Source organism: Agrobacterium tumefaciens (genome assembly GCF_009649785.1).
Lineage (GTDB): Bacteria > Pseudomonadota > Alphaproteobacteria > Rhizobiales > Rhizobiaceae > Agrobacterium > Agrobacterium tumefaciens.
In genome coordinates, this window is sequence record NZ_WJOK01000020.1 from 87,736 (window position 1) to 100,759 (window position 13,024).

Consider the following 13,024-nt stretch of genomic DNA (forward strand, 5'->3'; position numbering starts at 1 on the left):
TATACTCGCCCCTATTGGCATACTGATTCGCTTGGCGAAATTCTGACGACACGCTTTTTTGAACCTTGGACATGATGGACGATAGCAACGATCTCTTCTCCGGTCTTCCGGTGGCACCAAACAGCGAAACGGAAAAGAACGAGGACACGGCAAAACCCGTGAAGGCCCCGGTGTCCGCAGCCGCGAACGTGAACGTGCAGCCGAAACCAGCAGCCGTTGCGGCCGTCACGACGCCCCCGCCCCCAGCGCCCGTGTCCCCGTCCGGTGACGATTACGGTGCCTCGTCGATCCGCGTGCTCGAAGGGCTGGAACCGGTGCGCATGCGGCCCGGCATGTATATTGGCGGCACCGACGAGAAGGCGCTGCACCACCTCTTTGCCGAAGTCATCGACAACTCCATGGACGAGGCCGTCGCAGGCCACGCCAATTTCATCGAGGTCCATCTCGATACCGAGGGTTTCCTCACCGTCACCGATAACGGACGCGGCATTCCCGTGGAAAACCATCCGCAGGTTCCGGGCAAGTCGACGCTCGAAGTCATCATGACCAAGCTGCATGCCGGCGGCAAGTTCGATGGCAAGGCCTATGAGACCTCCGGCGGCCTGCATGGCGTCGGCGTTTCCGTGGTCAATGCGCTGTCCGATCTTCTGGAAGTGGAAGTCGCCCGTAACCGCAAGCTTTACCGCCAGCGCTTTTCGCGCGGCGCGCCGATTGGCGGTCTCGAAGAACTGGGTGACGTGCACAACCGACGCGGCACCCGCGTGCGTTTCCATCCGGACCCGCAGATCTTTGGCGATCACGCAAAATTCGAACCGGCCCGTATTTTCCGCATGGCCCGCTCCAAGGCCTATCTCTTCGGCGGCGTCGAGATCCGCTGGAGCTGCGATCCCGGCATGGTGCCCGCCGGTGGCGAAATCCCCGAAAAGGCCGTGTTCCATTTCCCCGGTGGTCTGAAGGACTATCTGGCCGCCACGCTCGGCAAGGAATTCACTGTCACCCGCGAGATTTTCTCCGGCCGCACCGAAAAGACCGGTGGCCACGGCGCGCTGGAATGGGCTGTGACCTGGTATGGCGGCGACACGCAGATCCATTCCTATTGCAACACCATCCCGACGCCTGAAGGCGGTACGCATGAGGCCGGTTTCCGCATCGCACTCACCAAGGGCCTGAAGAACTATGCGGAGCTGACCCAGAACAAGCGAGCCAGGGAAATCACCACCGATGACGTGATGATCTCGGCAGCGGGCATGCTCTCCGTCTTCATCCGCGAGCCGGAATTCGTCGGCCAGACCAAGGACAAGCTCGCGACCGTCGAGGCCCAGCGCATCGTCGAAAACGCGCTACGCGACCCCTTCGACCATTATCTCACCGGCAATCCGGGCGAAGCGGCGAAGCTGCTGGACTGGGTGATCGAGCGCGCCGAAGAACGCCTGCGCCGCCGCAAGGAAAAGGAAGTCAACCGCAAGACCGCGGTGCGCAAGCTGCGCCTGCCCGGTAAGCTGGCGGACTGCTCGCAGAACACGGCTGAGAATGCCGAGCTTTTCATCGTCGAGGGTGACTCGGCTGGCGGCTCGGCCAAGCAGGCGCGCAACCGCGCCAATCAGGCCATCCTGCCGCTGCGCGGCAAGATCCTCAACGTCGGCAGCGCCAGCCGTGAAAAACTCTCCGCCAACCAGCAGATCGCCGATCTCATCCAGGCGCTGGGCTGCGGCACGCGCACCAAGTACCGCGAAGAGGATCTGCGTTACGAACGCATCATCATCATGACGGATGCCGACGTCGATGGCGCTCACATCGCCTCGCTGCTCATCACCTTCTTTTATCAGGAAATGCCGGAACTCATTCGTGGCAACCACCTCTATCTCGCGGTGCCGCCGCTCTACGTCATCCGTCAGGGTGCCAAGAGCGCCTATGCACGCGACGACGCCCACCGCGCCGAATTGATGGAAACCGTCTTCAAGGGCAAGAAGGTCGAAATCGGCCGCTTCAAAGGCCTTGGCGAAATGATGGCGGCACAGTTGAAGGAAACCACCATGGATCCCGAAAAGCGCACCCTGCTGCGCGTCGAGATCGACGACGTGGATTTCGAAGGCACCCGCGAGGCGGTCGACAATCTGATGGGCACCAAGGCGGATGCCCGCTTCCGCTTCATTCAGGAACGCGCTGCCTTCGCGGATAATTTGGATATCTAAGCTCGAAAGAACCGTGAAAAGCGGCGCCCGGCGCCGCCTTCAGGGGTGATGTGGAGGCAACATCGTGCGGATCGTGCTGACGGGTAGCTCAGGTCGGGTCGGCCGCGCGATTTTCAGCGCTCTTGCCAGCAGACATGAGGTGATCGGTATCGACCGCTCTCCCTTTTCCACCACCCACATTGTCAGCGATTTCGCCGACATGGGACTGTTGCGTTCGGCTATGACGCGGGCGGATGCGGTGATCCATACCGCAGCGCTGCACGCGCCGCATGTCGGCGTCGTTCCCGACGCGGAGTTCCGGCGCATCAATGTCGAAGGCACCCGCCTGCTGGCGGCAGCGGCGATAGATGCAGGCGTACCACGTCTCGTCTTCACCAGCACCACCGCGCTTTATGGCGAGGCCGTTTTTGCCGGAACCTGCACCTTCATAAACGAAGACACGCCGCCCCGGCCAAGGAGCATCTACCACCGCAGCAAGCTAGAAGCCGAGCAGGCGCCGGAGAAAATCGCTGGTCCGCATCTCGCCGTACGCGTTCTGCGGATGTCCAGAAGCTTCCCGGAGCCTGCTGATGTGATGGCAAGTTACAGGCTGCATCGCGGCGTCGATATCCGCGACGTGGCCGACGCCCATCTACTGGCACTCACCAATACGGGCGACGATTTCCAGCGTTATATCATATCGGGTGCAACGCCGTTTTCCGCTTGCGATTGCAGCGACCTCGCAAGCGACGCAGCCTCAATCCTGCGGCAGCGGGTGCCTGCCCTAGCCGACGCTTTTGCGCAGAGGGCATGGGCGCTGCCTGCAACCATCGACCGCATCTATTCGCCTTTGCAGGCCAAAAAATCGCTCGGCTGGACCTCCCATTATAGCTTCGAAGAGGTGCTCGCCCAACTTAGCCGCCGCAGCATGGAGGTGCTGCCTGTGGGTGCGGCTATCAACAGGAAATCCGAATAGCGTACCAAGGCACGGCCTGCGTGAACGCTTTCCCCCCTCGCGCGTTTTCACGGCGCCTGATACTCTTCGGGGCGGGAGCGATCAAAACAAGTGACTGCATTTTGGGTCTTCATCATCATCCTTTTCCTGGTCATAGGAACCAGCGTGGTTGTCGTGATCGGCAAGCAGCGGGAAAAGGCCATTCCCAAACGCCCCTCAACTGCCCTGCCCGTTGCCGAGGATGCGACCGGGCTCGACCGCCACTGGCAGTCGATAAGGAATGGCTGGAACGAGAAAAACGCGCTCTGCCTGCTGCATTCCAATCTGGATGCCTTTGCAGTGCGCATGGCGGCGACGCGGGCGGCCGGCCGCAGCCTTGATCTGATGTATTACATGTGGAATGCCGACCTGACCGGTCGGCTGATGATGCGCGAGGTCATTGCAGCGGCTGATCGCGGCGTGCGCGTGAGGCTGCTTCTGGACGATCTCGGCGTCTCGATGTCCGACCGCATCTTCCACGCCATCGACAGCCATCCCAATATCGAACTGCGGCTCTTCAACCCAACCAGGGCGCGGGAAAACATCCTGTATCGAAGCATGGAACTGGTCCTCCGGTTCCGAAGCGTCAACCGGCGCATGCACAACAAGGCGTGGATTGCCGACGGACGCGCCGCGATCGTTGGCGGCCGTAATATTGGCGACGCCTATTTCGACGCCGCCGAACGAGCCAATTTCCATGATTTCGACATTCTCGGTTTCGGCAGGATCGTTGCGGATGCCACCGAAATCTTCGACGACTACTGGAACAGCGCCGTTTCCGTTCCCGTGCGCTCGCTTTTGGCTCGCAGGCCGAGCAAGCTTGCCAGGTTAAGACGCGAGCTTGCTGCGCTGCCGAAAAGCGAGGCTGCCAAACCCTATCTCGAGCGCGTCGAAAACCAATATGGCAGCGGTCATTTCCTGATGTCGGACCGCCTGCACTGGGTCGATGAAGCCGACGTGCTTGCCGACCCGCCGGAAAAAGCAGCGGGAAAACGCCGCAACGGCCACAACTTCCTGATGGAGAGCCTGCTGCCGCTGATGCAGGCGGCAAATGACAGCCTGCACATCACCTCCCCTTATTTCATTCCCGGCAAACAGGGCTTGGACATTTTCGCAAACCTTGCCGAGCGCGGCGTCTCGGTTGCCATCCTCACCAACTCGCTGGCTGCAACAGATGTTGCCGCCGTTCACGCCGGTTACGCACGGTATCGAAAGCCGCTTCTACTGGGCGGGGTGCGACTGCATGAACTGCGTGCACAGGCGGACCAGCCAAGCTTTACGCTTCGAGGTTCAGGACAGGCGAGCCTCCACACCAAGGCTTTCTCCCGCGACGGCAAGACCGGCTATATCGGCTCGCTCAATTTCGATCCGCGCTCTGCTTCTCTCAACACGGAAATGGGCGTCGTTTTCACCTCAGCCCCGCTGGTTGCGCGCATGGACGAGATATTCAGCGAAGAGATCCGCCGCTCGATGAGCTTCGAGCTGGATATAGACAACGGCAATCGCATCGTCTGGATGACCGAAGAACACGGCCAGCCGAAGACATACCGACGCGAACCGGACGCTGCCATCAGCCGCCGGATCGTCGCGGGCATCATGCGTTTCCTGCCGCTCGAGTCTCAGCTTTGACTTATCGCGGCTTTGATAACGAAAAGTCCGGTCAGGCCGCCGGTCTCACGCCAGCCTTGGCCAGCTGTATCTGCACCAGCGTGTCGAGGTTCTGGTTGACGCGGCAATAAAATTCCTCGTCGATGAAGGGCCGCAGCATGAAATCGTTGCCACCCGCCTTCAGGAACCGCGCCGACAAAAGCCGGTTGGTGGAAGAGGAAACGCCGATGATGCGCAACTCGTGCGAACCGCGCACGGTGCGGATGCGCCGTGTCAGTTCGAAACCGTCAATATCGGGCATATTGTAGTCGGTCACCACCAGCCCGATATCGGGATTGGCCTTCAGGATTTCGAGCGCCTTCGCACCGCTATCGGCAAGGCTGACGCGGAAATTATAACGCTTGAGGCGGCTGGAAAGCAGCGCCCGCGCCGTTGGGCTGTCATCCACGATCAGCACATGGTGGCGGTGGTTGGTGAGGAACCGACAGATGGATTCCGTCAGCATGTCCACGGCAAAGATATTGTCTTTCAGAATGTAGTCGACCACATTCTTGGCGATCAGCGTCTCGCGGGTCGCCTCATGAAACGTGCTGGTGAAAACGATGGTAGGGATCGAAAGATCGATCAGATATTCCAGCGCCTCGCCGTTCTCCGCCCCCGGAAGATTGATGTTGGAAATCGCAAGCGTCACGGGTTCGGCCGAGTGTTCGTAGCACGCCTGCAACTCCTCGAAGTTACGGCACACCTCCACGGAAACGCCCAGCAATTCCTTCAGGCGCATGCTCACCATCTGGGTGAACACATTGGTATCTTCCGCAAGCAAAATGCGGCAATTGGTAAATGGCACACCCGAATATTGCATGCCCGTAATGCCCAGAAAATTCATTTTGTCCCAGTCCCCCGTCGTCTTTCACGGGAAATTAGCAGGCGTATTTTTCAGAATGATTAATAACACTTTTGCCCGAAAACAGTCGGCATACATGCTTACCCAAAAGAAAACACGGCCCCCGAGGGAGGGCCGTGTTTCGAATGCTTCCAGGAAAATCCCTCAGGCGCGCAGCAGCGCGTTTTCCGTATCGAAGGGGCTTTCTTCCACCACCTCGGCATCATAAAGCGTGCCGAGAATGCGGATTTTCAGCTTTGTGCCAATCGTGGCATATTCGGGTTTCAGCATGGCAAGCGCAATCGATTTGCCGATACGCCAGCCAAAGCCGCCGCTCGTCACACGGCCGGCAAGTGCGCCATCTGCATCGAAGATGGCTTCAGAACCACGCGCATCCACATCCGTATTGCCCGAAACGGTCAGCGTCGAGAACACCGATTTCAAGCCGGCTTCCTTGTATGCCACCAGCGCATCGCGGCCGATGAAGTTTTTCTCCGGACGCAGGAAACGGTCGAGACCTGATTCATAGGCGTTATATTCGACCGAAAGCTCGCGGCCCATGTTGCGATACGACTTTTCAAGCGACATCGACACCATCGCACGAATACCGAATGGCTTGATGCCAAATTCGGCGCCCGCTTCCATCAGCCGGTCGAAGATGTAGTTCTGCATTTCGATAGGATGGTGCAGCTCCCAACCCAGTTCACCGACGAAGTTGACGCGCAACGCATGCGCCGTCGCCACACCCACGGAGATCTGCTTCGCCGTCAGCCACGGGAAATCCTTGTTCTCGAGGCTGGTACGGGTCAGCTTCTTCAGGAGATCGCGCGACTTCGGACCGGCAAGCACCAGCACGCCGTATTTCTGGGTGATGGGCTGCAGCACGACGGAACCGTCGGTGGGCGCAAGGCGCTGAAGCACGTCATGATCGTGCGCTTCAAGACCACCGGCGGACACCAGATAGAACCGGCCCGGCGCCCATTCATAGACGGTGAACTCCACCTTCACGCCGCCATTCGGCGTCAGAAGGTGCGTCAGCGCAATACGGCCGCGCTTCTTCGGCACGATATTGGCGAGAATGCTGTCCAGCCAGGCGCGCGCGCCGGGACCGGAAACTTCCATCTTGGCGAAGGCCGACATGTCAAGCACGCCGACATTCTGGGTGACGTTCTTCACCTCGTTGCCGACATGTTCGAAATAGTTCGAGCGGCGGAACGACCACTTCTCAACGATACGGCCATCATCCAGTGGCGGCGCATAGTTGTGGCTGGTGATGACATCCGCACCGACGCCGAGGTCCTCTTCGCGCAGCGCATAACCTTCCGGCGCATACCAGTTGGCACGCTCCCAGCCGTAAACGGAACCGAACACGCCGCCAAGCTTCTTCAGACGGTCGTAAACCGGCGTCGTCTTCAGCGGACGGGCAGCGGAACGTTCTTCATCAGGGTAATGCATGGTGAAGACGTTGGCATAGGCTTCCTCATTCTTGGCAATGAGGTAACCTTCCGTTGCGTGAGGGCCGAAGCGGCGCGGATCGACACCCATCAGATCGAGTGTAGGCTCACCATCAACGATCCATTCGGCAAGCTGCCAGCCAGCACCACCAGCAGCGGTGATGCCGAACGAGTGGCCTTCATTCAGCCAGAAATTCTTCAGGCCCGGTGCCGGACCGACGATCGGGTTGCCATCAGGCGTATAGGCGATAGCGCCGTTATAGACCTTCTTGATACCGACTTCACCGAAAGCCGGAACGCGCACCATCGCCGTTTCGATATGCGGCATAAGCCGGTCGAGTTCCTCCTGGAACAGCTCATATTCGCTATCGTCAGAGGGACCGTCGACATAACAGACCGGAGCGCCGACTTCGTAAGGGCCGAGGATCAGACCGCCGGCCTCCTCGCGCATGTACCAGGCCGAATCCGATTCACGCAGAACGCCCATTTCCGGCAGACCCTGACGGCGGCGCTCCAGAATGGCCGGATGCGGCTCGGTGACGATATATTGGTGCTCAACCGGGATGACCGGAATATTGATGCCGACCATCTCGCCGGTCTTGCGGGCAAAGGAGCCGGTGCAGGAGATGATATGTTCGGCGATGATCTCGCCCTTATCCGTCGTCACCTTCCAGTGACCGTCTTCCAGCTGCTCGATGGCGGTGACGGTGGTGTTGCGATAGATGGTGGCGCCACGGTCTCGCGCGCCCTTCGCCAGCGCCTGCGTCAGGTCGGCGGGCTGGATATATCCATCATCGGGGTGCTGGATGGCTCCCAGCAGGCCGTCCGTCTCGCAAAGCGGCCAGATTTCCTTCACCTGCTCAGGCGTCAGCATGTTGACCCGCACACCGATGGTCTCGGCAATGCCGGCATAATACATATATTCGTCCCAGCGATCCTTGGTGCGGGCGAGACGAATGTTCGAGACCTTGGAGAAACCGACATTCATGCCGGTCTCTTCCTGAAGCTCCTCGTAGAACTTCACCGAATACTTGTGGATCTGGCCGACCGAGTAGCTCATGTTGAACAGCGGCAAAAGACCGGCTGCGTGCCAGGTGGAACCGGAGGTCAGTTCCTTGCGCTCGATAAGGACGCTGTCGCTCCAGCCCTTCTTGGCAAGATGATAAAGCGTCGAAACGCCGACGACGCCGCCACCGATCACCACCGCCCGTGCATGTGTCTTCATTTACAGAACCCCTAAAAAGCGCCGGCATTGCCTGTCGTGCTGCCAAATCGATGGGATGGAATATGAAGCGCCCGGCGGCCGTTCAGCCGCCTGATTGCGACATGGCCATAGGGTGCTGCGACAGGGGAGAAAATGCCGTCGCTGGAGGCGGGTTTCAAACCACCGTCGCCTTTTGAAGACGACGGTGGCGCACATATCCTGCGCATTTGCCAGAAACGGAAAAACATACCGAAGAGAAAAATAGCCAGTCTCATTTCGCAACCACCTGCGAAGATGCACAAATCTTGGCGCGGTCTTTTAGGTCCTTCCCAGAGGCAGCTTTTGCCGTGGCGTCCAGCCATGCGGGCGTGCTGTTGCGCATACCGATGGAAACGCTGTTGATGCCTATGACGAGCGGCCTCGCAAACTGGCTATCGGAAAAAAGGCCGGAACTGTTCGTGCTGCGAATGGTGTTGTCATTGCCGGCCATGTTTTCGGCCGCCGGCTGCTGGCCCTGCGGGCCTGTGGTCGCGGCAACGTCCGCGCCATCCACAGTCTTCTGGACGTCGCCTTTGTTTCCCCCCGGGCGTCTCATCCGCCACTATGCAAATAGGGCGCGAGGATAACTCCCCGCGCCCGTCAACGCCCGTATCGGCTGCGTCGCCGCAGCCGCGGTAGCCGCAGATTAACTGTCCTTGCCGGCCGCCTTCAACGTCGCCTTCGGCTCCACCACGGTTTTGTCACCCGCCTTGCCCGCATCCTTTTCCGGTGCAGTTGCCGCGGCAGGCGCCGCCGCGCCCGTATGCGCCGCCACCGCCTTGTCACCCTCTTCCGAAAGCAGCGCCGCCAGCATTTGCGGATTTGCATCGCCTTCCACGTGGATGTTGAGGTTACGCTGCGGGAACGGGATGGCGATCCCCTCTTCGCGGAAGCGTTTCAGGATCGCGATCCTCAGCGCGTTTTTCACGCCAAGCCCATTCGAAAGATCGGCGAGGTGGAAACGCAATTCGAAATCCAGCGAGAAGTCGCCGAAACGGAGGAATTCCACGTGCGGTTCGGGGTTGCGCAGTACGGGCGGCTGGGTGCGCACCAGTTCCAGCAGAATATCCATCACCTGCTGCGGATCGGATTCATAGGCAACGGAGACCGGAATTTCCGCACGCATAATACGGTTGCGGTGTGTCCAGTTGCCGACCGAGGAATTGATGAATTCCGAGTTCGGTACGATGATCGACTGACCGCGGAAGGTTTCAATCTCGGTCGCGCGCACCGAAAGCCGCTTGACGGTGCCTTCCGTCGTGCCTGTCACCACCCAGTCACCCACCTTGAAGGGACGCTCGACCAGCAGGATGAGGCCGGAGACGAAGTTCGAGACGATGTTCTGAAGGCCGAAACCGATACCGACCGAAAGGGCAGACGCCACCAGCGCCAGGCTGGAGAGGTTAAGACCGGCGGAAGAGACGCCGAAAATGGCCGCAACCGCGATACCGAGATAACCGATGCCGGTCTTGACCGAGTTGCGCACGCCCGCATCCACCTGCCCGCGCGCCATGACGTTGTTGTCCAGCCACTTCTGGAACCAGCGTGTGATGATATAGCCGATGGCAAAGACAAGGACGCCGCCGAACAGGCCGATCAGTGAGATGGAGGCATTGCCGACGGTGATGCCGGTCAGCAGACGATAGGCCCAGCTTTCGATATCGCCCGGCTGGAACCCCCAGGAAAACAGGATGAGCGGCACGCCGAAGGCGAGTGCGATGACATAGATGCCGAGCCCCGCCGCAAGACCGGCCTGATCCAGCGCAACCGGGCCGAGACCGTAGCGCCGCCCGAGATAACGCCCGGCCAGGGATTCGGAAAAGGCGCCCTGTCGCGAAATCGCCTTGCCGGAAAGAATGCCGATATACATCGTTGCGAGCACCGCACCGGTGGCGACGATCTGCGTGGCAAGGAACCGCGCCAGCCCCACATAACCCGTCAGACAGGCACCGATCAGAACAAGCCCGCCGACCCTGAGCAGAATGACCAGCCAGCGCGGCAGGCGCTGGTTGCCGGTCTCGTAGTCCTGCCCCTCACCGATCACCGGGCGCAGGAACGACACGGTGAGCAGGATGATGCCAATGATGATGGAGGCAATGAAGCTCTTGGCAACGGTGACGATCAGCGGCGAATAGAGCGTCTCGCTGATCGTGCCAAACAGATAATCGAGACCGTTGACGAGCGCCATCAAAAGCACGGCCGAGGACAGCGTGTGCGCTCCGCGATTGGAAACCTGCAACAGACGCCATTCCGGCTGCGTCGGCGCAAAGATAGCGTAGCTCAGCCGCGACACGAAATAGACGAAACCAGTAACTGCCATGGCCCCGAACAGGATCGGCGCGATATCAGAACGAAGAACGTTGAAATTATCGAGGAAAAACGCCGAGGTTACCAGAAACAGGAAAAGCGACAGCGACTGCACCATGGTTGACCAGAAGGCCACCGAAAGCCGCCGCAGATAGGAAGGCTCGCCGGAAAAGGCCCGCCTTTCCATGCGGCTGCCGAAAAAGCGATAACCGCCCACCAGAAACAACAGCGCCGCCATGATCGACAGCATCACCGCCCCGAACATCGGCAGGCGTTTGTAGTTCCAGACGAAACCCGCCCAGCTGCTGAAGGCGTTGTTGAGATTGGTCAGCTCGCTCACGAAGGCGGAAGAGGCGTCGCCCAGCGTCTGGGAAGAGACTTCGGTGCGCTTGAACAAGGTCGCGGCAAAAAGCGCCCGCCGAACCGCCGTAATGTTGTTGGAAATCTGCGCGGCGTTGGTGGCAGTGCTCTCCACCTCGCCGGCAATGGCATTCACCTCGGCACGCTCCGCCGTCAGCCGGGAGCGCTCCTCCGTCACCATGCTCGCTTCGGGCGGCTGTCCTTCCGCCGGGGCAGCACCAAGCGCGTCGAGACGCGTCTTGATCTGGTCCAGGCGGGTCCGCAACTTGGTGTTGGCGGCGGCAGCATCGGCTGCAATTGTATCGGCGCGTCCCTTCAGGTCCACCAGCTGCACGTCATCGCTGCCGCCCGCCTCAACCTGTTTGGCGATTGCCGAAATATCGGCCTTCCATTTTTCCAGATCCGTGCGCGCCTGCTCGACGATGGAAGCCTGGATAGCGACTGGTGCGGCCGCTGGCGCATCCTGCGCCGACGCCAAGGTTGCGGACGACAGAAAGCTGCCAAGGAGGGTGAATACCGCGACCATTATTGCAGCCAGGGCGGCCTTTCGCCGCCGGCCGGATAAAGGCCCGCCGAACATCCGCCTACCGTCAATCATTCCGCCAAACATCAACCGCACATCCATGCCTTTCATATCTTCACCCAGCATCAGGCTATTTATCGCCTGCCGCGCGGAAAACCACCCGCAAAAAGCGAGGTTTTCGGGAGTTTACCTTGCTTTTCACCCGGAGAATCATCACCTTCAATAGTGCAGCAATCATGGGAGGAAATCATGGAATCTGCTGGTATTGGCTGGATCGCAGCTATCATCATCGGTGGTGTCGCCGGGTGGCTCGCCGAACAATTCATGAAAAGCAATATGGGTGTTTTCATGAACATCCTACTTGGAATCGTCGGCGCGATCGTCGCCAACGCCATTCTCTCGGTATTCGGAATCGTTTTGACCGGATGGATCGGTTATCTCATCGCCGGCTTCATCGGCGCCTGCATCCTCATCGTCATCGGCAGAGCCTTCCGGCGAGGATAGCAAAAGACAAAAATCCGTAAAATCCCGGATTTCCAGCCTTTTCCAGCGCGACTGAAATTTTTTCGTCACAAAAATCGAAGAAATTTCATTTCCGCGCTGGACAAGCCGAAACTTCCCCTTTATAGCCCCCCTCACACCGCCACACGGTGTCGGTCGGGTGATTAGCTCAGTTGGTAGAGCAGCTGACTCTTAATCAGCGGGTCGTAGGTTCGAGCCCTACATCACCCACCAAATTCTTCAAAAATGACAAGACGTTGCGGTGCTAAGTTAAAGCATCGCCTTCGGCGCCGGGGACTGAAAAAACAGTTCGCATTCGGCGCCCCAAACATGCGGCCGCGACAGCGGACCTAGCTCCCAAGACAACCTACAACTTCGTTTCGGGTATGATTTTTGTCCCGATAAAACGTGGCCCCAAGGGCCGCCCGGCAATACGGCTTGCGAATTCCTCGGTGAAAGGAACAGGCGCTGCCCGCTTCACCGCGTCGATGGCGGAATCGATAAAGGCTTGCCGTCTTGGACTGTCTTCCTGCGGGCGCGCGGCTGTGACGACCACCTTGCCCCTTATCTGCCCATCCTTATGCAGAATGAACTGAAGCGTCACGACAAGCCCCTCCGTGTCTTCCGGCGGCACCCAGCATGCGTAAATCGCATCGAACATTTCGTTGAGGTTGCTGGTCGGAGTCGGATCGTTGCAGACCCGCGACTGGCCCAAAGCCTGCGTCAGAAAACCCGCGTACAGGGTGGCCAGTGCCACGATACCCGGCAGCTTGAGGCCGCAGAAGAATAAAAACGAACGCTTGATCAAATCCATTATCCTATGTCGGAAAGCGATCAGCCAGCCCATCCACCAATTAACGTCATTTTTTGAAAAAATATTTTTGTCAGTAAAAACTCTTCGCTGATTCAGCAATCGATATATACAAAATAATAAAGTCCACGATACACACAGAAAAATCATAAATACATCAAAATAAAAA

At 59.1% G+C, this 13,024-nt stretch carries 10 protein-coding genes and 1 tRNA gene; 5 read left to right on the plus strand and 6 right to left on the minus strand.

Annotation, left to right across the window (positions count from 1 at the left end; all coding sequences use genetic code 11):
* Positions 1-71: 71 nt before the first annotated feature.
* From parE to GH784_RS20105, 3 genes are all read left to right on the plus strand, one after another.
* A complete protein-coding gene (gene parE, locus GH784_RS20095) occupies positions 72-2,192 on the plus strand; it encodes a DNA topoisomerase IV subunit B (RefSeq protein WP_013636223.1) in 2,121 nt (706 codons plus the stop codon).
* A gap of 64 nt (positions 2,193-2,256) precedes the next feature.
* On the plus strand, positions 2,257-3,147 hold the full coding sequence (locus tag GH784_RS20100) for an NAD-dependent epimerase/dehydratase family protein (RefSeq protein ID WP_065702476.1): 891 nt from the start codon (positions 2,257-2,259) through the stop codon (positions 3,145-3,147).
* Between the two features lie 90 nt (positions 3,148-3,237).
* A complete protein-coding gene (locus tag GH784_RS20105; RefSeq protein WP_065702475.1) occupies positions 3,238-4,794 on the plus strand; it encodes a phospholipase D family protein in 1,557 nt (518 codons plus the stop codon).
* Between the two features lie 31 nt (positions 4,795-4,825).
* Here the strand turns inward: GH784_RS20105 and GH784_RS20110 are convergent, their stop codons facing one another.
* The 5 genes from GH784_RS20110 to GH784_RS20130 form a co-directional block, all read right to left on the minus strand.
* The gene (locus GH784_RS20110; protein ID WP_003515447.1) at positions 4,826-5,659 is read right to left on the minus strand and encodes a response regulator; all 834 of its coding nucleotides are present in this window, start codon (positions 5,657-5,659) and stop codon (positions 4,826-4,828) included.
* A gap of 162 nt (positions 5,660-5,821) precedes the next feature.
* Positions 5,822-8,335, minus strand: coding sequence for a GcvT family protein (locus GH784_RS20115; RefSeq protein WP_003515448.1), 2,514 nt, complete (start codon positions 8,333-8,335; stop codon positions 5,822-5,824).
* 11 nt (positions 8,336-8,346) lie between these two features.
* Positions 8,347-8,589 carry a hypothetical protein gene (locus GH784_RS20120; RefSeq protein ID WP_065702474.1) on the minus strand — a complete coding sequence of 81 codons (243 nt, stop codon included), beginning with the start codon at positions 8,587-8,589 and terminating at the stop codon, positions 8,347-8,349.
* A complete protein-coding gene (locus GH784_RS20125; RefSeq protein ID WP_233283645.1) occupies positions 8,586-8,909 on the minus strand; it encodes a hypothetical protein in 324 nt (107 codons plus the stop codon). The genes GH784_RS20120 and GH784_RS20125 overlap by 4 nt, the downstream gene beginning before the upstream one ends.
* Before the next feature lie 90 nt (positions 8,910-8,999).
* Positions 9,000-11,669, minus strand: a complete 2,670-nt coding sequence (locus GH784_RS20130) for a mechanosensitive ion channel family protein (RefSeq protein WP_065660903.1) — start codon at positions 11,667-11,669, stop codon at positions 9,000-9,002.
* 123 nt (positions 11,670-11,792) lie between these two features.
* On the opposite strand from GH784_RS20130, the gene GH784_RS20135 reads away from it, so the two are divergent.
* Together GH784_RS20135 and GH784_RS20140 are read left to right on the plus strand one after the other, a co-directional pair.
* Complete coding sequence (locus GH784_RS20135; protein WP_003515453.1) at positions 11,793-12,047, plus strand: GlsB/YeaQ/YmgE family stress response membrane protein; 255 nt, start codon at positions 11,793-11,795, stop codon at positions 12,045-12,047.
* Between the two features lie 155 nt (positions 12,048-12,202).
* Positions 12,203-12,278, plus strand: a tRNA-Lys gene (locus GH784_RS20140).
* Positions 12,279-12,411: 133 nt separating this feature from the next.
* On the opposite strand, the gene GH784_RS20145 is transcribed toward GH784_RS20140, so the two are convergent.
* A partial coding sequence (locus GH784_RS20145; protein WP_246670473.1) for an energy transducer TonB occupies positions 12,412-13,024 on the minus strand: 613 nt, incomplete at its 5' end.

Bases quoted from the DNA above. Each gene is read 5' to 3' on its own strand.
- parE (WP_013636223.1), top strand. From the start codon at position 72: ATGATGGACGATAGCAACGATCTCTTCTCCGGTCTTCCGGTGGCACCA.
- GH784_RS20110 (WP_003515447.1), bottom strand. From the start codon at position 5,659: ATGAATTTTCTGGGCATTACGGGCATGCAATATTCGGGTGTGCCATTT.
- GH784_RS20115 (WP_003515448.1), bottom strand. From the start codon at position 8,335: ATGAAGACACATGCACGGGCGGTGGTGATCGGTGGCGGCGTCGTCGGC.
- GH784_RS20120 (WP_065702474.1), bottom strand. From the start codon at position 8,589: ATGAGACTGGCTATTTTTCTCTTCGGTATGTTTTTCCGTTTCTGGCAA.
- GH784_RS20125 (WP_233283645.1), bottom strand. From the start codon at position 8,909: ATGAGACGCCCGGGGGGAAACAAAGGCGACGTCCAGAAGACTGTGGAT.
- GH784_RS20130 (WP_065660903.1), bottom strand. From the start codon at position 11,669: ATGCTGGGTGAAGATATGAAAGGCATGGATGTGCGGTTGATGTTTGGC.
- GH784_RS20135 (WP_003515453.1), top strand. From the start codon at position 11,793: ATGGAATCTGCTGGTATTGGCTGGATCGCAGCTATCATCATCGGTGGT.